The organism is Chryseobacterium sp. S90, assembly GCF_047444895.1.
Classification (GTDB): domain Bacteria; phylum Bacteroidota; class Bacteroidia; order Flavobacteriales; family Weeksellaceae; genus Chryseobacterium.
Map to the genome: position 1 here is coordinate 429,099 of NZ_JBLGCX010000002.1, position 19,460 is coordinate 448,558.

25 protein-coding genes are annotated in these 19,460 nt (G+C 38.1%); 6 read left to right on the top strand and 19 right to left on the bottom strand.

Annotation, left to right across the window (positions count from 1 at the left end; all coding sequences use genetic code 11):
- Nucleotides 1-3 precede the first annotated feature (3 nt).
- Nucleotides 4-681, top strand: a complete 678-nt coding sequence (locus tag ACLMCG_RS09730) for a response regulator transcription factor (protein WP_213280167.1) — start codon at nt 4-6, stop codon at nt 679-681.
- Between the two features lie 67 nt (nt 682-748).
- Here the strand turns inward: ACLMCG_RS09730 and ACLMCG_RS09735 are convergent, their stop codons facing one another.
- From ACLMCG_RS09735 to ACLMCG_RS09785, 11 genes are all read right to left on the bottom strand, one after another.
- Nucleotides 749-1,012: a RebB family R body protein gene (locus ACLMCG_RS09735; protein ID WP_047378387.1), complete on the bottom strand. Its 264-nt coding sequence runs from the start codon at nt 1,010-1,012 to the stop codon at nt 749-751.
- A gap of 83 nt (nt 1,013-1,095) precedes the next feature.
- A complete protein-coding gene (locus ACLMCG_RS09740; protein WP_105703711.1) occupies nt 1,096-1,353 on the bottom strand; it encodes a RebB family R body protein in 258 nt (85 codons plus the stop codon).
- An 85-nt stretch (nt 1,354-1,438) separates the two neighbouring features.
- Nucleotides 1,439-1,696, bottom strand: a complete 258-nt coding sequence (locus tag ACLMCG_RS09745; RefSeq protein WP_223599388.1) for a RebB family R body protein — start codon at nt 1,694-1,696, stop codon at nt 1,439-1,441.
- Nucleotides 1,697-1,778: 82 nt separating this feature from the next.
- Entirely contained in the window at nt 1,779-2,036 is a 258-nt protein-coding gene (locus ACLMCG_RS09750) for a RebB family R body protein (protein WP_249413657.1), read from the bottom strand.
- 79 nt (nt 2,037-2,115) lie between these two features.
- A complete protein-coding gene (locus tag ACLMCG_RS09755; RefSeq protein ID WP_047378383.1) occupies nt 2,116-2,373 on the bottom strand; it encodes a RebB family R body protein in 258 nt (85 codons plus the stop codon).
- Nucleotides 2,374-2,829: 456 nt separating this feature from the next.
- Entirely contained in the window at nt 2,830-3,057 is a 228-nt protein-coding gene (locus ACLMCG_RS09760) for a RebB family R body protein (RefSeq protein ID WP_223599390.1), read from the bottom strand.
- A 23-nt stretch (nt 3,058-3,080) separates the two neighbouring features.
- A complete protein-coding gene (locus ACLMCG_RS09765; RefSeq protein WP_223599391.1) occupies nt 3,081-3,464 on the bottom strand; it encodes a hypothetical protein in 384 nt (127 codons plus the stop codon).
- A 38-nt stretch (nt 3,465-3,502) separates the two neighbouring features.
- Nucleotides 3,503-4,333 (bottom strand): hypothetical protein, encoded by an 831-nt coding sequence (locus tag ACLMCG_RS09770; protein WP_223599392.1) that lies wholly within the window; start codon nt 4,331-4,333, stop codon nt 3,503-3,505.
- Nucleotides 4,330-4,518, bottom strand: a complete 189-nt coding sequence (locus ACLMCG_RS09775) for a hypothetical protein (RefSeq protein WP_223599393.1) — start codon at nt 4,516-4,518, stop codon at nt 4,330-4,332. Before ACLMCG_RS09775 ends, ACLMCG_RS09770 begins: the two co-directional genes overlap by 4 nt.
- A gap of 38 nt (nt 4,519-4,556) precedes the next feature.
- Nucleotides 4,557-5,072 carry a hypothetical protein gene (locus tag ACLMCG_RS09780; protein WP_413960476.1) on the bottom strand — a complete coding sequence of 172 codons (516 nt, stop codon included), beginning with the start codon at nt 5,070-5,072 and terminating at the stop codon, nt 4,557-4,559.
- Nucleotides 5,073-5,089: 17 nt separating this feature from the next.
- A complete protein-coding gene (locus ACLMCG_RS09785) occupies nt 5,090-5,305 on the bottom strand; it encodes a RebB family R body protein (protein WP_034697211.1) in 216 nt (71 codons plus the stop codon).
- Between the two features lie 422 nt (nt 5,306-5,727).
- On the opposite strand from ACLMCG_RS09785, the gene ACLMCG_RS09790 reads away from it, so the two are divergent.
- Nucleotides 5,728-7,185, top strand: coding sequence for a hypothetical protein (locus ACLMCG_RS09790; RefSeq protein ID WP_413960475.1), 1,458 nt, complete (start codon nt 5,728-5,730; stop codon nt 7,183-7,185).
- 101 nt (nt 7,186-7,286) lie between these two features.
- Here the strand turns inward: ACLMCG_RS09790 and ACLMCG_RS09795 are convergent, their stop codons facing one another.
- Nucleotides 7,287-8,180, bottom strand: coding sequence for a CPBP family intramembrane glutamic endopeptidase (locus ACLMCG_RS09795; RefSeq protein ID WP_413960474.1), 894 nt, complete (start codon nt 8,178-8,180; stop codon nt 7,287-7,289).
- A 188-nt stretch (nt 8,181-8,368) separates the two neighbouring features.
- Here ACLMCG_RS09795 and ACLMCG_RS09800 point away from each other — a divergent pair, with 188 nt between their 5' ends.
- From ACLMCG_RS09800 to ACLMCG_RS09810, 3 genes are all read left to right on the top strand, one after another.
- A complete protein-coding gene (locus tag ACLMCG_RS09800) occupies nt 8,369-8,941 on the top strand; it encodes a helix-turn-helix domain-containing protein (RefSeq protein WP_413960473.1) in 573 nt (190 codons plus the stop codon).
- A gap of 87 nt (nt 8,942-9,028) precedes the next feature.
- Nucleotides 9,029-10,516, top strand: coding sequence for a serine hydrolase (locus ACLMCG_RS09805; protein ID WP_413960472.1), 1,488 nt, complete (start codon nt 9,029-9,031; stop codon nt 10,514-10,516).
- 91 nt (nt 10,517-10,607) lie between these two features.
- Entirely contained in the window at nt 10,608-11,036 is a 429-nt protein-coding gene (locus tag ACLMCG_RS09810; RefSeq protein WP_309874374.1) for a DUF3592 domain-containing protein, read from the top strand.
- 18 nt (nt 11,037-11,054) lie between these two features.
- Here ACLMCG_RS09810 and ACLMCG_RS09815 read toward each other — a convergent pair whose 3' ends face one another.
- Nucleotides 11,055-11,600: a hypothetical protein gene (locus ACLMCG_RS09815; RefSeq protein ID WP_413960471.1), complete on the bottom strand. Its 546-nt coding sequence runs from the start codon at nt 11,598-11,600 to the stop codon at nt 11,055-11,057.
- Between the two features lie 226 nt (nt 11,601-11,826).
- Between ACLMCG_RS09815 and ACLMCG_RS09820 the strand changes: the two genes are divergently transcribed.
- Nucleotides 11,827-12,876 carry an alpha/beta fold hydrolase gene (locus ACLMCG_RS09820; protein WP_413960470.1) on the top strand — a complete coding sequence of 350 codons (1,050 nt, stop codon included), beginning with the start codon at nt 11,827-11,829 and terminating at the stop codon, nt 12,874-12,876.
- Nucleotides 12,877-13,010: 134 nt separating this feature from the next.
- On the opposite strand, the gene ACLMCG_RS09825 is transcribed toward ACLMCG_RS09820, so the two are convergent.
- The 6 genes from ACLMCG_RS09825 to ACLMCG_RS09850 all read right to left on the bottom strand — a co-directional run bounded on the left by ACLMCG_RS09825 (nt 13,011) and on the right by ACLMCG_RS09850 (nt 19,458).
- Entirely contained in the window at nt 13,011-14,153 is a 1,143-nt protein-coding gene (locus ACLMCG_RS09825; RefSeq protein ID WP_413960469.1) for a 1-acyl-sn-glycerol-3-phosphate acyltransferase, read from the bottom strand.
- Nucleotides 14,154-14,641: 488 nt separating this feature from the next.
- Complete coding sequence (locus tag ACLMCG_RS09830) at nt 14,642-14,962, bottom strand: GIY-YIG nuclease family protein (protein WP_413960468.1); 321 nt, start codon at nt 14,960-14,962, stop codon at nt 14,642-14,644.
- A gap of 642 nt (nt 14,963-15,604) precedes the next feature.
- A complete protein-coding gene (locus ACLMCG_RS09835; protein ID WP_413960467.1) occupies nt 15,605-16,153 on the bottom strand; it encodes a hypothetical protein in 549 nt (182 codons plus the stop codon).
- A gap of 223 nt (nt 16,154-16,376) precedes the next feature.
- Nucleotides 16,377-16,928, bottom strand: a complete 552-nt coding sequence (locus tag ACLMCG_RS09840; RefSeq protein ID WP_413960466.1) for a hypothetical protein — start codon at nt 16,926-16,928, stop codon at nt 16,377-16,379.
- Entirely contained in the window at nt 16,925-18,178 is a 1,254-nt protein-coding gene (locus tag ACLMCG_RS09845) for a phthiocerol/phthiodiolone dimycocerosyl transferase family protein (RefSeq protein WP_413960465.1), read from the bottom strand. Before ACLMCG_RS09845 ends, ACLMCG_RS09840 begins: the two co-directional genes overlap by 4 nt.
- A complete protein-coding gene (locus ACLMCG_RS09850) occupies nt 18,175-19,458 on the bottom strand; it encodes a condensation domain-containing protein (RefSeq protein ID WP_413960464.1) in 1,284 nt (427 codons plus the stop codon). The genes ACLMCG_RS09845 and ACLMCG_RS09850 overlap by 4 nt, the downstream gene beginning before the upstream one ends.
- Nucleotides 19,459-19,460: the final 2 nt, after the last annotated feature.

Here is a 19,460-nt window from a genome sequence, read left to right on the forward strand (position 1 = left end):
AACATGGAACACGCAAAAATTAAAATCGGAATTGTAGATGATGACCTACTGTTTGTACAGCTTTTGAAAAACTATATTGATAATAATGGAGATTACCAGGTTACGCTTACCTCAACAGGTGGTTATCAATTTCTCACAGAGGATTCCGGATCTTTGGATATTCTGATTCTGGATCTGAGAATGACGAACGGTGATGGTCTTGAAGTAATGGCTGAACTGGCCAAAAGGGAAACTGAAACAAAAATCATTGTTCTTTCCAGTTTTTATCGCCGTTCATTTATGGGGCAGATGCTGAAAATGGGAGCCCATGCTTTTTTGCCTAAAGAAATTGAGTTGGAGGAATTATTAGCTGTCATCAAAACCGTTCATCACACCGGGCATTACTTTTCCAATGATCAGATTGATGTTATGAGAAGCCAGCTTTCCAACAAGCTTCCGGAGTTTCATGCCTTTTCTAAGAATGAGCTTACGGATAGGGAAGTGGATGTTCTGCGATTGGTTTGCCAGCAGCTCAGCACTAAGGAAATTGCAGATTCTCTTTTCATTTCTCCCAAAACGGTAGAAACCCATAAAACCAACCTGATGATCAAAACAGGAGTGAAAAATATGGCCGGGCTTGTGATTTACGCAGTACAGAATCAGGTTATAGATCCGAACGAAATCGTATTATTTGATAAGTAGTTTCTCTTCAAAAAGAATCAGGGAGCACATGAATGTACTCCCTGATAACAAGAAATCTAAAAATACACTATAATTTAGGATTCAATACTTTAGCAATAGATACTGCATCTGCTACAGTGTCCAGGCTATAGATCTGCAGAATACCCTGAGTGGTAGCCGCCTGACCTAAAATGTTCTGTTGGTTTTGTGCATTCACTGCATTTTCAAACATGATTCCTGTAGAATGTGCAGCTGACTGATATACGTTACTTAAAGCCATTGCAGGAGATTCTGCTACTACTTTTACGTTTGATTGTGTTACTGCGTCTGTGATTTGTTCGTTTACTGGCATAATGATTATTGTTTATTGGGGTTAAAGATTAACCGGATTTTCCGGTTGTTCGGATAATAGTTTTAAAGGGGTTCGCAAATGGATTATGGATTAAGGATTTTAGCCATAGAAACAGCATCTGCAATGGTATCCAGACTGTAGATCTGTGCGATACCCTGTGTAGTAGCTGCCTGAGTGACAACGTTCTGTTGGTTTTGTGCGCTCACTGCGTTTTCAAACATAATTCCTGTGGAATGTGCTGCTGTCTGATATACGTTGGCTATAGCCATTGCAGGAGATTCTGCAACTACCTTTACGTTCGACTGTGTTACTGCGTCTGTGATTTGTTCGTTTACTGGCATAATGATTATTGTTTATTGGGATTAAAAACAACCGGATTTTCCGGTTGTTCGGAGAATGGAATTTAAGTTGTTCGCTAAAAATTAATTACGGATTAAGAATTTTAGCCATAGAAACAGCATCAGCAATGGTATCCAGACTGTAGATCTGAGTGATACCCTGTGTAGTAGCTGCCTGAGAGACAATATTCTGTTGGTTCTGTGTATTTATTGCGTTTTCAAACATGATTCCTGTAGAATGTGCAGCAGATTGATACACGTTGGCTAAAGCCATTGCAGGAGATTCTGCTACTACTTTTACGTTGGATTGTGTTACTGCGTCTGTGATTTTTTCGTTTACTGGCATAATGATTATTGTTTATTTTGGTTAAAATACCCGGATGTTCCGGATCTGAAAATGGTTATATTCTGCGGTTGGCAGGAATAGATTAAGGTTTAAGAATTTTAGCAATTGAGATAGCATCTGCAATAGTATCTTTACTGTAGATTTGAGTGATACCCTGTGTAGTAGCTGCCTGCGTTACAATGTTGTGCTGATTTTGGTTGGTCATCGCATTTTCAAACATGATTCCCGTAGAATGTGCTGCAGTCTGGTATACATTACTCAAAGCCATTGCAGGAGATTCCGCAACTACCTTTACGTTCGACTGCGTTACTGCATCTGTGATTTGTTCGTTAACTGGCATAATGATTATTGTTTATTTAGGTTAAAAAGCGACCGGATTTTCCGGCTGAGAATTACTTTTTATCAAAAAAGCTTAAAAATTAAGGCTTAAGAATCTTAGCTATTGATACCGCATCTGCTACCGTATCCAGGCTATAGATCTGCAGAATACCCTGAGTGGTAGCTGCCTGGCCTAAAATGTTCTGTTGGTTTTGTGCATTCACTGCATTTTCAAACATGATTCCTGTAGAATGTGCTGCAGATTGGTACACGTTGGCTAAAGCCATTGCAGGAGATTCTCCTACTACTTTCACGTTCGATTGCGTTACTGCGTCTGTGATTTGTTCATTAACTGGCATAATTGTTTTTGTTTTTGTTGAGATGTGATCTCGGTTAATAATTATTGAGGTAAACTAGTTTTATGTTTATTTTAAACTCACTACAGATCCTGCAGATGGATACATTTCAAAAGCATTGATATTGACAGGTTATAAGTGATTGGATCTGAAGGTGGCTCTGAATACAATGGTTGAGACCCTATCTGTAAAATCTGCGTGAGTTTAAAGCATATTTCCTGATAAAAAGGATGCGGTTTTTATTTTTAATATCTGTCTTAAAAATAAATATCTGCTGCAGGTATACTGGCTATGCTGGATTCTTTTGGGCTAAAGATGGATTCTGAATAATTGCTTCTGCACATAGACAGCATCTGAAAAACGGTGCAAAATAAATGTTGACCTGATTGTATATATTGAGGGCACCGGAATTCATCTTTGCAGAGAAAATAAACCGCATCCGTGGTGGTGAAACCGGAATTAGAAACGTCCTTTTCTAAATAGTCCTGATTCTTTGTGTTTCAGCTTTCCGGATCCCATTTTTTTTACTCCCATGACATAGTTGCTGATGGCGGTCATGTTGTTTCGTTGTTGGTTCAAGGCAGAATTGATCTGCATTGCACCTGTAGAATGGGCACTTACCTGTGTTGAAATAGCGTTAGGTACAGCAGTAGACATTCCCATAATTATAGTATCAATTTCGTTCATAATATCTTTTGGTTTTGATGTTTCTATGGACGGATATTACCAAATCTGGCACTCAGCTTGTTCATTCTGTCCATTATTTTGAGCTCTTTCTCTTTTACCTTTGCCGTAGATGCCTCCTGAAGTCTTTTCAATTGTTCTTCGTAGTTCATCATGGGAGGATCAGCCTGGGCAGGTGTGGCAGTCTGTACCTGAGGAATTTCTTGCTGTTTCACGGCTTCTTCCAGCTTTTCCAGCAAAGGAGCCAGTGATTTCATCGTTTCTTTGATGGCTTTATCCCTGATATAAGTAATGATCTCATCTTCATGTCTTAAAACAAAAGGCATGATTTCTTTTTCTATGATTTCAGGTTCAGTTACTGGGAGCGGAGGTTTGTGAGCGGGTGCCTTTTTGCGGATTCTTCTTCGCATAAGTATTGTTTTATAAAGTTGAAAAATGAGCGTTTACTTTACAGCAGATAATTAATAAATGCTGCCGCAGCCTTCCAGTCGTGGTTAATATCTTTTACTACATTATAACCTGTTATCTCCAATGCTATACATGCTGAAATAGCAGTAGCTGACAACATTTCTTTTAACTGGTTGGGAGGAAGGGTAAGGATGTAATCATCCGGAATCACGGGAAGTCTGCCGTTGTTTGGAGGGTTTTCATTCACTACAATACTCAGGATTTCCTGGAAATAATGCGCAATCAGTTTAGAAGCCTGGAATTCCAGTTCTCTTTTTAATTCAATTATTTCTTCCTGACTTACCAGTTCGGCAATAGCTGCTACATCCACATCATGTACCGAATACTGAGCTTCTCCCGTATCAGATGGCGTAATCGTGATATCTGTTTTAAGAATCCATTTTGCCTTTTCAAGATTAATTGTAAGAAGTTTTGAATCAAGATCTGAAACTGCAATTTCATTTAAAGTGGTAAAAGGTAAAATTCTCACATTACAATAAAACGCTTTCGGATCATCCAGCTTCACCATGATGACGGCAATTCCCGTTGACCTATCTATAGGCTCCACTACAAAAGACTGAAAATGATTGTATCTTTTATTTCCTCTGTTGATGCAGTTCACCAGTCTTATGGCAGGCTGAATATTAATGTTTGAGGTCTGAAGATTAAATACAACTCGCTCTGCATTATGTTCCGTCTTTTTCACATCGGCACTTCTCGTATCAAAATAAGAAATATCACTGCTTCGGGTCAGGTAAAGTCGTTCATTTAAATCATTTAAATTTTCCAGGTTTAAAATTTTGGCGGGTTTGGTTGTTGAAGAATAATTCATATTTTATTTATTTTAATTTTTTCAAGGAGTTGGCTTATTATTGTTTTTTTCTTTCGGTTAACTTCAGGTTCTACTGAAGGAATTACTGCTTCCTTAATCTCTGGTTTTACGAGTGGCTGTGTCAGTTTTACTGACTTTAATACTAATTTTCCCCCATGATCAGCCGTGATAAAGCTTTTTCTCATACCTTCCTTTTCTGATGAGATTTCTTCCGGAACCGGATCTACTCGTTTTTTTTTTCGGGATCTTCAGGCTCAGGAGAAACTTCCGTAAACGAAGGGGGGGAAGGAAGTGCGGCTGGAACTGGAGATGTGTTGACATTGTAAATAGTATTGGAAATTTTAGCTTTCACCTCAGCATATTCACTTACCATTTTGAATAAATCCTTCATCATTTCATTTCCTTTTCCTGCATCCTGGCCTTGCAGATGCTCTGCCAGCTGAGTGGAGGTTTCCTTACTGCCGGGAGCCGGCCCGAAAGTCGTTCCATACGTCAGTAGATTATTGGCCAATCTGCTTAATGCAATCAAACCTACCTGCTCAAATCCTTTCAAAAAAGACTGTAAATCCTGAACCATCATTCCTGTAGACTGTTCTATCATTACTTTTGTCACTCCGGTCATTGGGGAAGCCTTAGGAGGGGCCAGTACCTCACTGTTCACAAATACTACAGCTTTCTCCGCCGGAGTGGTAGCATTGGCTGCCTGGGATTGTTGGGTTTCACTGTTGTGTTCACTCATGATCGTAAGGTTTTATATTATCCTTTTAAAATTTTAATGGCATCTGCAACAATCGCAGGGTTGAGCTGGTTCAAGTTCTGCTGATTCGTTACAGAATTCTGAATGGAAATTCCACTGGCATGGGTGGCCATCTGGTAAAGCATACTCATAGCCTGTGCGGGAGACTCACCAAGTACGGTAACATTGGTCTGCGTTACTGCATCTGTAGTCTGGGTGTTTACTGTTTCTGCCATATTCTGGTTTTAATGGGTTATTATTATTTTTATTTTCAAACATCTTTTTTCAAAGACTTTCTTTCAACTCAACCTTAATAGTATTTCCTGATTAAGTCTTAACTGTGAGACTGTTGATCTCTTTTGTCTGATACAAATTTCATCAAACGAAATAAATCTTCATTAAGGGAAAAAACTGAATTTTAAAAATTAAGGGAATTCTCCTATGAGTGAAATTTTTATACAATATCATATCGTGCATAATTAAAATCCCGAAAACAGACTCACATATATAAGTGTATTTAATAATCATAACAGGTGAATACACAAATACCTTGTCTGCCCATACGGGTAAACCCTGAATTTCTGAAAATGGGTGGATCCCCTCTATTGAGTCGGGAGCTTTACCTTGAAATTTGTTCCCTAACGTAATAATAAACGATATGCCAAGAAATAAGAAAAAAAAGAAAGAAGGTGCTTCCAATACAATTGATGCTAATCGAAGACCAGCACCTCAACGTGCCACTAAACCTAAAGTTAAAGTACTTACCCAACCCGGATATGCTACAGGTGATATGTTTGGGATTGCCGCGGCTTTAATTGATGATGAAGAACTTCATGTTGTTATTTCAAAAGGCGACGGTACTTTCACAGACCATACGGATAAAGCAGATTCTATAAAAAAATTCTATGAAGATTCCGGAATAAGTGAGGACAGAATACATATTGTAAAAGTAAAACAGCTAAGGGGAGCAGGTAATAGAAAATTAGAAAATGAAGCACACAAGTATAAGCGAGAAGGATATACTAAAGGGGTGAACTATGGAACAGATTACATTGCCAGAAAATACTCACCGGCCTTACGGGATAAGCTAAAAGAAAGATGGAAGGTAAATATCAATGACGATGAGAATCAGGCTATAAAAAGATGGCTGGAACAAAAAGGTATACCTACCAGTGGAAACAACTTACTTATTTTATGGTCCCGCTTCAGTGGGAAAGGAGGAGATATCCATATAGAACACGATACCAGCTATACAGGAATCAGGCAGATTGTTTATAGGGTAGCAGATATGTATGATGCAATTATTATTACGGGTGACAAAGGCTATGTGAAAGAGAGAGGATCTAAGTTTGATGATATTGTTAATGAGGTCAAAAGTACTATTCACCCTTCCAAAGTATTCAATATCACCGAATTTTGGGATGAAAAAACACCATCTTTATTAGCATGGGGAGGTAATACCCGTTTTGGACAGTTTAAGCTGTATGAGTACTTTGAGAAAAACTTTACCCATGTAAAGCATCTGGGCTTCAGAAGCGGTAACCTTGAAGTGATGGCGATGTTAGGATACACGGTAAGGTATATGGAAGAAGAAGGAAGCGAGAGTGGCCGCAGAATGCTTGCCTGGAAGGATATAGGCAGAGGTAAGACTTTAAAAAGAGGAGATGCCACCGGATACGAACGCTTACTGTTGAGTCAACCTCCAACACGATCAGGTAAATTTCTTCAGGAAAAAATAAAAGAAATAAATACAAAAATTGAGGAAGAACTTAATGAAGAAATTAGCAGAATAATAAGGACAACCGGACCCAAAACAGACAGGCAGATAGCAGATCTGAAAATAAAACATAAACCTGAAATAGAAAAAAAATTCAGAGGAGAAAAAAGAGACTATATAGGGGCACATTATGCTCCGCGTAAAAAAGATGGAACACCTCCAACACCTATATCAAAAGAAGAAAAAAGTAGGTTTTATGAAGGGTTTAATGACAAAGATATGGAGCTTATTATCAAATATTTACGGCCTGAGCGCTGGATTGACAAACAAATTACTTACGACCCTATCATCCCACAGAAAAGAAAAGATTACAAAAAACTGTTGGAAATTGCCAATTAAACAGTAAGCCCGGACTCTGCTGATTAATTAAAATACTGACTTCACTGATATTTCAAAAACACAGCCTTCTACACAGAAGGCTGTGTTTTTTGACTATAATGCTATGAAGAAAGAAGAGCATCTTCAGAATCCCTTTCAGGTAATTCCTTTCTCTTTCTCCAAAAGAAATAAGCTACAACAGCAGTTGCAATGGGCAGAGCAATACCAAACTCATCAATATAATAATTGGTGTTTCCCGTATCTACAGTAAGCGGTGTAAAAATAGACTGTATAAAAAGGTTGTGGCTGGCATGTAAAATAGCTCCCGTCCATAAACTTCCTGATTTTAACCGCAGCCAGGTGAAAATAAAGCAAGAAGCAAATATCATCACCGTAAAACATAAAAGAGCCAGCCATTTCGGGCCACCCGTGTTATAATTGGAAAACAGCAGAAGAGGATAATGATAAATAGCCCATATAAGCCCCATCCAAAGAGAGGTGACAGTATAAGAATTGATCTTAGCCAATTGCGGAGTAAGAAGACCCCGCCAGCCTATTTCCTCACCCAACGCCGAGCCCACAGAACGTACCATCCCAAAACTGCTCATCAGAATAATGTACAGGATCAAAGTCTGGCCATCGGAAAGATTCCAGCCCATCCCTTTACCAGCTTCTGCTACAAACTGATGATTATAAAATCCGCCTGCCCCAGTGATCCAGATGATAAGGTAAGGAACAAAAGAGTAGACAATTGGAATACAGTAAGCCATGATCTGGTATTTCGTAAGGCCCCATTTCCAACCCAGGGAAGAAACAGGAATTTTCCGGATACGACAGGTAAGAAGTGCTGCAATAGCCGGGCACCACATTACAATCGTAGCGTAAGATATAATCCCGCCGCCGAGTTTCCCCGTACGAATACACATATAATAGACAGGGAGACAGAAAAGCAAGGTAAGGCACAGGTAAGTGGCAATATTCTTCCTGATTTCGGATTTGGATATTGTATTTTCCATAAACTGATCTGGTGTTGAAGCTTATAAATAATTGAAAAATAAGAGGTTATTTTTTAATAAAAGTACACTTATTTCTTATATGAATAATAATTTTCAGCACTATTCAATTTAAAAAAAGAGGTCTTCTGTTTTTAATAATGGAAAACTGTAAATTAGCCAAAACATTTTTTTCCGAATTACCCCAGAACATGTCCAGACTAAAAGCGATACGAGAACAAAAAAATCTGACTCAGGAGGAACTGTCAGAAAAATCAAAAATTTCTGTAAGAACCATTCAGCGGATAGAATCCGGAACAGAACCTAAAGGACATACTTTAAGAGCGTTGGCGCAGACCTTGGAAATAGAAGAATCTTTATTACTGCAGGAAGAAATCATTATTTCTCAGGAAGATAATGAGGTAAAAACAGAAATTGCAGAAGAATCTGAAACGGTCAATTATTCTATGATTAAGATGATCAATCTATCCTCCTTATTATTTGTGGTAGTACCACCATTAAATATTCTGGCTCCCTTTCTGCTGATGTTTATTACGAAACAGAGAAACAGTCTTACCAAACAGATTATCTCTCTGCAGATGTTTTGGACTGCCATAGCACCCATTGTATTTATGCTCGGTATCTTTTTAAAGCTTGGAAAAGAGTTTACTCTTATTCTGATGATCCTTATTGCATTGTCCAATGTATTCATGATCCTCCGGAATGCTGCTGAGATTGACCGTAAAAAGAAATTGTATTTTAAGTTGAAATTCAGCATGTTATAATTCTTGTCGGGGCTTTGTCGGGTTATTGTCGGGTTCTTTTTTATTTGAAAAACAAAATGAAATTGAATCTTTGTCAAAAAAATAACAATGACAAAATCGGCACAGCTTATCCTTCCTTTTCTTATTCTGTTGATGAATATCGTTCATGCGCAGACAGAAAAAACAGATCCTCTTTACAAAACAATTATATCAAAAGACAGCCTGTTTTTTTCAGCAGGTTACAATACCTGTAACATAGGAAAGATGGAAAGCATGTTAAGCGACGGGTTTGAATTTTATCACGATAAGGGTGGCTTTGAGGATAAAAAGAAATTCATCATTGATTTTAAAAACGGATTGTGTAAGTCTCCGGAAACCTATCAGCTAAAAAGAGTCTTAGTGAATAAAAGTACTGAGATTTATCCTATGTATAAAGAGGGAAAAATATATGCTGCCATTCAGAATGGAGACCATCTGTTTTATGAAAAAATAGGAGATCAGGCCGAGAAATTAGTCGGGGAAGCAAAATTTACTCACTTGTGGATCTTAGAAAATGCTGAGTGGAAACTTAAAAATTCATTGAGCTTTGATCATCATCCGAAGCAGACTACCGATAGTGAAACCATGTTTGATAACGATCAGTCGATGCAAAGCTGGCTGAAAGAGAATAAGGTTCCAACCTTGGGATTAGGAATTATCGAAGGAGGAAAATTACAGCAGGTAAAAGTTTTTGGAGATACAAAACAAGGAATTCCAGCTCCCGTTAACGCTTATTTTAATGTAGCATCTCTTACCAAACCTGTCACTACAATGGTAGCATTAAGGCTGATAAGTTTAGGAAAATGGAAGTTGGACGAACCTTTAGATACCTATTGGACAGATCCCGATATCATCAACGATCCCAGACATCACAAACTGACCACCAGAACAGTTTTGACCCACCAGACCGGCTTTCCCAACTGGAGATGGATGAATGCTGACAAAAAACTGAACTTTCAGTTTGATCCCGGTACAAAATACCAATATTCAGGAGAAGGTTTTGAATACCTTCGGAAAGCATTGGAAAAGAAGTTTGGAAAATCACTGGACCAGCTTGCAAAAGAATTGATCTTTCAGCCTCTCAAAATGCGTAATACAAACTATATCTGGGATCAGAACACGGATGAGTCAAGATTTGTAACAGGATACAACGAAAAAGGAAATGCATATCCCATAGAAAAAATTAAAACGGCAAATGCTGCCGATGATCTGCATACTACGATAGAAGATTACGGGAATTTTATGATTAGCGTTATGAAAGGAAAAAATCTGAAACCGGAAGTCTTTCAGGAAATGATCAAAAAACAGGTAAAAGTAAAAGAAGATAAATATTTCGGATTAGGATTTGAAATCTACGATCTTGGAAATGGTGAATATGCACTATCTCACGGCGGGGCGGATCAGGGAACAAGATGTATTGCCATTGTACTTCCCAATTCAGGAAAGGGAATTGTGATATTTACCAATGTAGATGATGGCTATAAAGTCTATGAAAAACTGGTCCTTCATTACTTAGGAGAGCAGGGCCAAAAAATTATTAAGATAGAAACCAAATAACTATTCATGCTATAATAAATCTTTGTATATTCGGTTATTGATCTGAAAACAAATGAAATAACATACTATTTGTTTTCAGAATATAACAGATATGAGCAGAAATAAAAAGAAAGTTATGTGGCAATATTATTTAATTCTCGGTGCGGGAATAGTGCTGTTTATTTTTGCATTCTTAAGTTTTAGAAACACTCTTTCATTCTTAAAGAAAGCAGAAAAGACCACCGCAACTGTTACTTCACTGCGGGAATTTGATTCGGATGGAATAGTATTCAGTCCTCTCTTTACCTTCCGTACCAGAAATAATATTGAATATACCTACGAACTGCCGGAAGGCACCAATCCTTCAGCATGGTCGGTAGGAGAGACAGAGACCGTTATCTATGATCCGGATGATCCTTCTTCCGTAGAATTATATACGTATTTCAGAATTTTTGCATGGCCTTTAATATTGATTTCTATTGCATTGCCATTACTGGTGGTAGGAGGAGGTTATTTTATTGCAGACCAGTTTTTAAAATAACCTGCTCCTTCTGTATTTCTATTTTACCTTTTCCAGAAGATACAGCTTAGCTCCGGAAAATGCCTGCTTAGGCATCAGGTTTCCTTCCAGAATCATAGTCTTATTATTGGCATCTATGACAGAAATATAATTGTTGGAATTGTATTCTATATAATTCTCTTTTTCTTTCGTTGAAGGATTTTTTCCGAACTCCATAGAATATTTTACCCAGTCTTCATCCTGTGAACTGCAGTGTACCGGTTTGAATTTAGACTTTTTAGCCTTGAACACAATTTGATCAAAACCTTCCGTACATTCTGAGGTGAATGAGCCGTCAGGATTCTGATCTTTTGAAAAATCCTCGAAAGAACCACGGTAAACCCCTACCACTTTCCAGGTTCCGTCCAGACGGTCTTCATCAATTTTCCCCTTCGCTTTGCTTACCGCCCAGCTGATTCCGTTTACCGTTCCTTTTACTGCTTTATAACTTAAGCTTACAGCTCCCGATACTACTTTTGTAGCCGTTCTTACTACACATGAATTGAGAACAAGGACCGCCGAAGCCAGAAATATTATTTTCTTCATTTTGTCAAATTTTTTCAGATACGAAGATAATGTTTTTGGAAAAACTGCTTGATGATGAACTATGTTTTGCATATTTAATACTAATGCTAGACATCTTAATATATTCTGCTGTCCGGTTTACCGCCCGAAAATCAGCATTCAACGTTCAATATGACCTGTTCAAAGTATTTACACTTATTCCTGACTCTGTTATATCATAATTTTACCATCACAAAACATCACTATTATGAATACTACATTGAACTTCAGTAAAAAAGTAAAGGCCATTTTATCCATGGTCATTTTTATAGGAATGGGATTACTATCTCTAAAAGCACAGACTTCTGCCACTGGCTGGAAAGATACAGAAAATACAGCTGTCAGATCGGCTTTCCAGAATACAAAGAAAATCCGAGCCGGGCTGCTGGATGTGGGTTATGCAGAAGTAGGACCTGAAAATGGGAAACCTGTCATCCTTCTTCATGGCTGGCCTTATGATATCCACAGTTTTGAAGAATCCTCTGCTATCCTTGCTGAAAAAGGGTACCGTGTTTTAGTCCCTTATTTAAGAGGCTATGGCACAACGACCTTTGTTTCACCCAATACAAAACGAAACGGTCAGCAGAGTGCTGTTGCGTTGGATATCATTGCTTTTATGGATGCCCTGAAAATTGATAAAGCGATCATTGGCGGTTTTGACTGGGGAGCAAGAACAGCGGATATTATGGCGGCATTGTGGCCAGAACGTTGTACAGGTCTGGTTGCCGTAAGCGGATATTTAATTGGAAGTCCAAAGGCCAACGAAAAACCTCTCCCTCCAAATGCTGAATTTTTATGGTGGTATCAGTATTACTTTTCAACTGAAAGAGGGTATAAGGGATATAAAGCCAATACAGTAGCATTTAATAAACTGATATGGAAAACGGCTTCACCAAAATGGGCTTTTGATGACCAGACCTACGAACGCTCTGCCGCAGCATTCAATAACCCTGACCATGTTGATATTGTGATCCACAATTACCGCTGGCGTCTGGGATTGGCGAAAGGAGAAAAACAATACGATGCGCTTGAAGCTAAACTGGCAAAATCTCCTTCCATTACAGTCCCAACAGTGACCCTGGAAGGTGATGCCAACGGAGCTGCTTTTCCTGCCCCGGAAAGTTATGCTTCCAGATATACAGGAAAATATGCCCATCATACCCTCACAGGCGGAATTGGACACAATTTACCACAGGAAGCTCCAAAAGCATTTGCAGATGCCATTATAGAAGCAGACTTCATGTCACAGTCTAAATAAAAATCTGTTGGATTTAAGAGGCTTTGTCAAAAGTGTCATTCTGACGAAGGAAGAATCCCATTAATAAAATTCTTCCTTCGTAAAATGGCAGCCAAATGATTTAGCTTATGAGAGTGTCTCTTTCTTATCGTAAACTATCCTTCAAAACCTTCTTCAAGCTTCAGTTTATTCACCAAAGGATTGGCGTACATCGCCAGGAAATACTCCTTAGAAACTGGATCTGACGGGTCTATACGCATTTCAAGCCTTCGGATAAACAACTGTTTCTCCTGTTTAGTATATTGTGAAGCATAGATATCTGTGTTATGAATCAGATCATAAGCAATATATTTTGTCGGCCAAAGCTTATAATTCTTAATGATAGAATGATCAATCACCTGCGCAACGGCCTGCAATTGTTTGTTTTTATTCTCAATCGTAGCGGCAATTTCATCCAGTTCTGTATCAATAACATCACTGGCATGCAGATGAATTCGTTTCTTTTGTCCTAATATTCCGCTGAGCATAGTGGTAAAGTCTTCATTTTTACCTTTGATGTATTCCTCATCCCTGTGCTGTGCGAGAAGCTGAGGCATTTTCAGAGAATCTGTAGGATCATATTCGTAAGAAATAGATACAGGAACAATCTTTAAGGTTTTAAAATACTCTATCAGTGACTGATCTCCTGATGCCATGGCAAGCATTTTTAAAACACCCTGTTGAGTGGCATCATTACCGTCTTTGGTACGGCCTTCACGCTGGGCGATCCATACAGAACGGTTTTCGTGGTGCAATTGATGATCAATATACTCGGACATGGTTTGTGAACTTTTAAGCTGATCACGAAGCGACAGGCCTCTTTGAACTAAAAAGTTACGGTTCAGTTTAGCCAATACATTCAAAAAGTTTCTTTTCACAAGATTATCCCCAATGGCTGAAGCAGTCATAATGTGGCCGCTTTCCAGAAGAGCCAGGTTAAGCAGGGAAGTATCCAGTACAATATCTCTGTGATTTGAAATGTAAAGGTATGGAGTATTTTTATCCAGTTTATCGAAGCCTGAGGTCGTTAAACCTTCAGAACTTTTTGCAAGGATCTGACGAACGGTATGTGCAACAAAATGATGCTGAAAATCACTTATAGAGTGGATCTCTTTAAACTGTTCAAGCCAGACCTGCTCATCCACACCGGGAAAAGTAAAGTTCATCAGTGCTTTCATCATAGGATCACGGGCTACACTCTGCAATCTTTCATTCACTTCATGATCATGAAAATACCGTATTTCATCAAACTTCGACATGCGATTATTTAAAAATTAAAACTTTTTGCAAAAGAACGAAAATTTATCTGGGGAATGGGTATAATGCTTGTTAAAGTATTATGAAGGGCGTAGGAGTTAATTGAAATAACTGTGTATAACAAATAAATCCATATAATGGCGCCCACTTTGTCACGCTATAAGTGTCCACTATGCCATTCCGCAGGAATCTAAACTAATATTTTTATCATCATTTATTATCCAAAAAGTTTTCTGTGTCTGGATTCCTACGGAATGACAAACTGTGTGGGAGTCTGAGCGAATAGTTTTTGTGGTAAAGTCTTGAGCAAATTAAGTATCCCAATATGCATGATACACGCCCACCTTGTCATTCCGCAGGAATCTAAATCCTTATTGTATGATCATTTATTATCAAAAAACTTTCTGTATCTGGATTCCTACGGAATGACAAACTGTGTGGATAGTCTTGCGATATACAATTTTGTTATTTGATGCGAACATTATCTATATCAAAGCCAATTTTCAAACAGGTAATTCAAAAATTCTAAATTAGGATTTGTTCTCCTTACAAGTTCAAGTTTTTTAATTCTTGACCAGTTTTTAATTTCCTTTTCTCTTTCAATGGAATGATGAATCCAATCATATTTCTCGTAATAAATTAGAAATTCAAGATTATATCTTGCTGTGAAGCTACCGGGATTTAGCTTTGTTTTGTGTTGATGCAATCTCCTGTGGAGGTTTCCTGTAACGCCAGTATAAAGTACTTTTCTGTTTTTATTGGTGAGAATATAGATATAGTAGGTATATCTTCCTCTTGAAAACTCAATCATTTGTGTGTTTGTTTTACAAAAGTTACAAAAAATATACTCTACTTGTTTTTTCAATTGGATTTAATCAATGTAATTGAAAGAAGAAATAGGAGTTTCGTTTTGAATTGAGTATAAGCTCTCATTTAAATTTGTAAGAAATGGAGTAAGATTAAGATGTACCTTTAACCTAAACAAAGTCATAAAACACAGTCTTTGTCATTCCGCAGGAATCTAAACTCTTTTTATTATCATTTATTATCCAAAAATATTTCTGAATCTGGATTCCTACGGAATGACAAACTGTGTGGATAGTCTAAGCGAATAAGTTTTGTGGCAAGGTCTTGAGCAAATAAGTATCCCGATATGCATGATACCCGCCCACCTTGTCATTCCGTAGGAATCTAAACTCTTATTTATTTATTATCATTCATTATCAAAAAGCTTTCTATGTATGGATTCCTACGGAATGACAAACTGTGTGGATAGTCTGAGTGAATAGTTTTTGTGGTAAAGTCTTAAGGAAATAAATATCCATATGCGCATCATACACGCCCACCTTGTCATTCCGCAGGAATCTAAACTCTTATTTTATCATCATTATTGGTGCATTTGAAGCTTTTATGAATGGTGACTCTATTCCACAAAATGAAGAATAATGTTTTGTTACGCTTTTATTAGACTTTCAAGCTCGCAAAGACTATTAAAGACTAGAAGATGATTAAACCCATAAAAATTCCCTTTAATAGTTTCTTTTGACCCAAAACCATATTTTTTGACATTAAGCAGATTATCTTTAATAACTTGTGAAGATGCATAACCGCAAAGTTGTAATGTAGAATTTTCTGTTGAATGAATGAATATACAAGGATGATTATTGTCAATATCAATCAGCGGTAAATTTGAACCAAACATAACCACATTGACTATTTGATCAGATATTGTAATCTCAGATAAAAACTTATCTACACTGATGTTTTCAAAATCTATAAAAGTGTTTTTTAAATATTTTTGTATGCCTATAATAGGGATTGATTTGTAGAGAAAGTTATCCAAAAATGCCTGACCTTCAAATTTATCTCTAAGCTCACTCATATCACGTACTTTGAGATGATTAATAACTAACTTTTCGAGAGCGACAACTTCTCTTCTTGAGAGATTAATTGTCTGAAAGGATTTCTTATAAGGTAGTAGGTATTTAATATAATCTTTCATAATTGCTACAAAGTAATGAAAAAGAAGCGTATTATCAGAATTGGGCAATTGAATCTCATGTTTTAAATAATAATTATATTAAATATAGCTATTAATAGTTTCAGAAATAGAAGCCACTATAAATAAAATACGTTTGTAATGGAATAAGGATGTTTCAAAAGCCTTGATAATATCTATCAAGGCTAGATATTAATTAGAAAGAATTTATATTTAGAAAAGCGAATTACTGTTGTAAGTCCACTGTTACAGTCTGCGTCCTCCTACACATCCACCTCCTCAATCTCCACACCGGCAAATACACAAACACCACAGACAGTACACCTGCCAATATTCCCACTACCACAGCCATTGCCGTAGCATCCAGCTTATAATCCTTTGAGAAATTATACTGTCCTATAAAGAGTAGGGAGAGTACTAATGCACCTGTAATAAGGCCATGTAAAATACTGAGCTTAGTCATTAACTTTTTAATATTCAACTGTTCGTCTACGGTAAACTCTATGGCTTCCTGGCTGGCGGCATCGGTTACCCTTTTGATGATATCAATGGTAAGGACTACCGGAAGGAAAATAGCCATCGGCAGGGTAAGACGGGCCAGGTTTTGGGTTCCTGAGAAAAAATGGGTGTAGCCTAACTCTTTGAAGCTGGCATACGCGATGATGAAATTAAAAAATACATTCGGGAGGACATAGTAAATCGTACGCTTGATGAGAAAGCGTTTCAGGGTGGTTTTTTTGATGGGTTTTGGCTTTGGAGGCTTTATTTTAAATTTCATAGGGAGGTGGTCAATAGCTCAATGGCTTTATCTTTTATCAGATGGGCTTCTTCTTTGGGAAGAAAATTTTCATTGGACATGAAGGTGAAATCCATCTGCTGGTTGTACGTACTGGCAACTAAAGTATTGGAGTTCAGCCATGGGAAAGCCACGGTAGGACTGAAGACCGTTTCCAGATTAAAATTGGTGTAATCATTCGGGATATTAACCTTTCCCATATTGGATAAGGTCACATCATGTCCGCCTTCGCTGGATTTCAGCATTCTGATCATGCGGCTTACAACAGGGTGCATACGTTCTCCCATCCAAAGAAGTTCACGGGCTTCCAGCTTACTGATTTTCTCAATAAGGTCTTTTTTGATCTGCTTGGCATTGCCCATAACATCCTTATTGTCTTTCCTGATGGAAAGCTCTACCGTTGGGGCAAAAGCAAACAAATGATCTTCTTTGATTTCCGGAATGAAATGGCGTACATCTACCGGACTGATCACCTTACCTTTCGCACGGTCTCCCTGAATATCACGGAAGGCCTGCATCACCGAAGAACACAGCAAAGCGTGGACGGAAATTCCGTTGGCCTTACATTTTTCAGTAATCAGTTTGGTATCCTCAGGAGTCATTTTCCAGTGGATAGCGTAGCTTTTTCCAAGGTTTCTTTTTTTGTTTTTTCGCTGGATAGAAAAGAATATTCTGGCGAAGAGCAGGTAAAGACCGGCCTTGTATTTTTTAATTCCTGTATTAAAATCTGAAGGGAGAAAATCATCCACAGATTCGAAAGCAACATAAGGAATTAACGGCGAATAAGGATTGTCCAGCAAACTCAGAAGTTCACGCATCAGGGTCACTCCGGTGGTTCCGTCTGAAATACAGTGAGGCATGATCCAGAGGATTTCGGAAGTATCCTGTCCTTTCACCCATACTACTTCGGCCAGAGGCTTTTTGGGTTGGTCAAACAGTTTGAACCATCCTTTTTCGGATTCTTTAAACCAGTCATCGTCTGTTTTTCGTTCTACAATACGGAGTGGAATAGGTTCAATATCTTTCTGTCCCATAAAATAAGGATACCGCCCGACCTTATGATCAACGATAGCCCTCAGCATGGGATGTTTCTGCTGGATTTTGATCAGAGCTGTTTTAAAGGTTTCCTCAGAAACCTGCCCTGTGATCTTTGCGGTATAAATACAGTTTAAAGGCGTTTCAGGATCTACATACATGATCCTTTCCACCATCATTAAAGGTCTTTTGATCATGATACTGCTTTCTGTTTAACTTGTGAATAAATTGTCTCTAGAACCTCATCACGGATGGCCTTTACTTCAGCATACGGTATATAGCCTTCGCTTCCCATGATGGAAAAATCCATTCTTCCACGATAGGTAGAAACTACAAGGGTAGTGGTATTTCCTAACGGACCAATGACCGATGGACTGAAGATGGTCTCTACTGAAAACTCTTTATACTCATGAGGAATCTGAAGGGGTCCCAGATTAGAAAACATACAGTCGTTGGATGACTTTCCGTTCTTTAACAGTCTGGTGAAACTTTTCAGGGCATCATGTCCGGATTCCATCACCATCATGGTGATATACGGATCCAGCTTTGAAGCTTTTTGTTCTACTGATTTCTGCATCGCACGGAGATTTTCTGTAAAGCTTAGCTTTTCATCGGAAGAAATCACGATCATCAGCCCGAAAGCGAAAATGTGGTCTTCTTTAATCTGCTTGGCAAAACGCCTGATGTCTACCGGACAGGAAACTTTGTTGAAGGATTTTTTACCTCTCACTTTTTTAAAAGCATGCAATAGCGCTACACTCAAAAATGTATTGACGGTCACTTGCTGGGATTTGCAATAAGCAATAACTTCCTGACTTGTCGTTTCATCCAGTTTTCCATGGATCAGATAGTCATTCTGTCTTTCAACAGGTTTTTTGTTTACCGGAAGCCATTTGATTGCTGTAGCAGCAAGTCTTCCGATAAATTTAGCTTTCAGTTTCTGTTTTCTACTGTTCAGAATATGGGCTGGAACTACATCTTCAATACCTAATATTGGGTTTTCTATACCGATATCGGCTGCCGGATTGTCCAGGACGATGAGAAACTCTTTCAAGAAAGCCATTGCAGAGCCACCATCGCAAAGACAATGGTGGAATGCAAACAGCATATCGGAAACGTCTTCTCCTTTGATCCAGATAAATCGGATCATGGGTAATTTTTCGTAATTAAAAGTGGTGTTCCATTCTCTTTTGGATTCTTCCTGCCACTGATCTTCACTTTGTCTGGTGACGATTCTTACAGGAATGGAAACGGGTTGTTCCGGAACATTGAACCACGGAATATTTTTTTCATCATGACTGATCAATGCTCTCAGCCAGGGGTGTTTATTTTGAATTTTGGCTAAAGCCTGCTGGATATCTTTTAATGTAAAGGTACCTCTCAGTCTGAACGGAATGACCGCGTTAAAAGGTTCTGTTCCGTCCCCTAATAACATACGTTCACCAAATAGCAATCTTCTTTTTATAGGTTGATTCATAG

Excerpts from the sequence above, each read along its gene's own strand:
- ACLMCG_RS09805 (WP_413960472.1), top strand. The coding sequence starts at position 9,029 with ATGACAAAATCGGCACAGCTTATCCTTCCTTTTCTTATTCTGTTGATG.
- ACLMCG_RS09810 (WP_309874374.1), top strand. The coding sequence starts at position 10,608 with ATGAGCAGAAATAAAAAGAAAGTTATGTGGCAATATTATTTAATTCTC.
- ACLMCG_RS09835 (WP_413960467.1), bottom strand. The coding sequence starts at position 16,153 with ATGAAAGATTATATTAAATACCTACTACCTTATAAGAAATCCTTTCAG.
- ACLMCG_RS09770 (WP_223599392.1), bottom strand. The coding sequence starts at position 4,333 with ATGAATTATTCTTCAACAACCAAACCCGCCAAAATTTTAAACCTGGAA.
- ACLMCG_RS09785 (WP_034697211.1), bottom strand. The coding sequence starts at position 5,305 with ATGGCAGAAACAGTAAACACCCAGACTACAGATGCAGTAACGCAGACC.
- ACLMCG_RS09815 (WP_413960471.1), bottom strand. The coding sequence starts at position 11,600 with ATGAAGAAAATAATATTTCTGGCTTCGGCGGTCCTTGTTCTCAATTCA.
- ACLMCG_RS09755 (WP_047378383.1), bottom strand. The coding sequence starts at position 2,373 with ATGCCAGTTAATGAACAAATCACAGACGCAGTAACGCAATCGAACGTG.
- ACLMCG_RS09820 (WP_413960470.1), top strand. The coding sequence starts at position 11,827 with ATGAATACTACATTGAACTTCAGTAAAAAAGTAAAGGCCATTTTATCC.
- ACLMCG_RS09775 (WP_223599393.1), bottom strand. The coding sequence starts at position 4,518 with ATGAGAAAAAGCTTTATCACGGCTGATCATGGGGGAAAATTAGTATTA.
- ACLMCG_RS09745 (WP_223599388.1), bottom strand. The coding sequence starts at position 1,696 with ATGCCAGTAAACGAAAAAATCACAGACGCAGTAACACAATCCAACGTA.
- ACLMCG_RS09825 (WP_413960469.1), bottom strand. The coding sequence starts at position 14,153 with ATGTCGAAGTTTGATGAAATACGGTATTTTCATGATCATGAAGTGAAT.
- ACLMCG_RS09800 (WP_413960473.1), top strand. The coding sequence starts at position 8,369 with ATGTCCAGACTAAAAGCGATACGAGAACAAAAAAATCTGACTCAGGAG.
- ACLMCG_RS09760 (WP_223599390.1), bottom strand. The coding sequence starts at position 3,057 with ATGAACGAAATTGATACTATAATTATGGGAATGTCTACTGCTGTACCT.
- ACLMCG_RS09840 (WP_413960466.1), bottom strand. The coding sequence starts at position 16,928 with ATGAAATTTAAAATAAAGCCTCCAAAGCCAAAACCCATCAAAAAAACC.
- ACLMCG_RS09735 (WP_047378387.1), bottom strand. The coding sequence starts at position 1,012 with ATGCCAGTAAACGAACAAATCACAGACGCAGTAACACAATCAAACGTA.
- ACLMCG_RS09790 (WP_413960475.1), top strand. The coding sequence starts at position 5,728 with ATGCCAAGAAATAAGAAAAAAAAGAAAGAAGGTGCTTCCAATACAATT.
- ACLMCG_RS09765 (WP_223599391.1), bottom strand. The coding sequence starts at position 3,464 with ATGCGAAGAAGAATCCGCAAAAAGGCACCCGCTCACAAACCTCCGCTC.
- ACLMCG_RS09845 (WP_413960465.1), bottom strand. The coding sequence starts at position 18,178 with ATGATCAAAAGACCTTTAATGATGGTGGAAAGGATCATGTATGTAGAT.
- ACLMCG_RS09830 (WP_413960468.1), bottom strand. The coding sequence starts at position 14,962 with ATGATTGAGTTTTCAAGAGGAAGATATACCTACTATATCTATATTCTC.
- ACLMCG_RS09795 (WP_413960474.1), bottom strand. The coding sequence starts at position 8,180 with ATGGAAAATACAATATCCAAATCCGAAATCAGGAAGAATATTGCCACT.
- ACLMCG_RS09780 (WP_413960476.1), bottom strand. The coding sequence starts at position 5,072 with ATGAGTGAACACAACAGTGAAACCCAACAATCCCAGGCAGCCAATGCT.
- ACLMCG_RS09750 (WP_249413657.1), bottom strand. The coding sequence starts at position 2,036 with ATGCCAGTTAACGAACAAATCACAGATGCAGTAACGCAGTCGAACGTA.
- ACLMCG_RS09740 (WP_105703711.1), bottom strand. The coding sequence starts at position 1,353 with ATGCCAGTAAACGAACAAATCACAGACGCAGTAACACAGTCGAACGTA.
- ACLMCG_RS09850 (WP_413960464.1), bottom strand. The coding sequence starts at position 19,458 with ATGAATCAACCTATAAAAAGAAGATTGCTATTTGGTGAACGTATGTTA.
- ACLMCG_RS09730 (WP_213280167.1), top strand. The coding sequence starts at position 4 with ATGGAACACGCAAAAATTAAAATCGGAATTGTAGATGATGACCTACTG.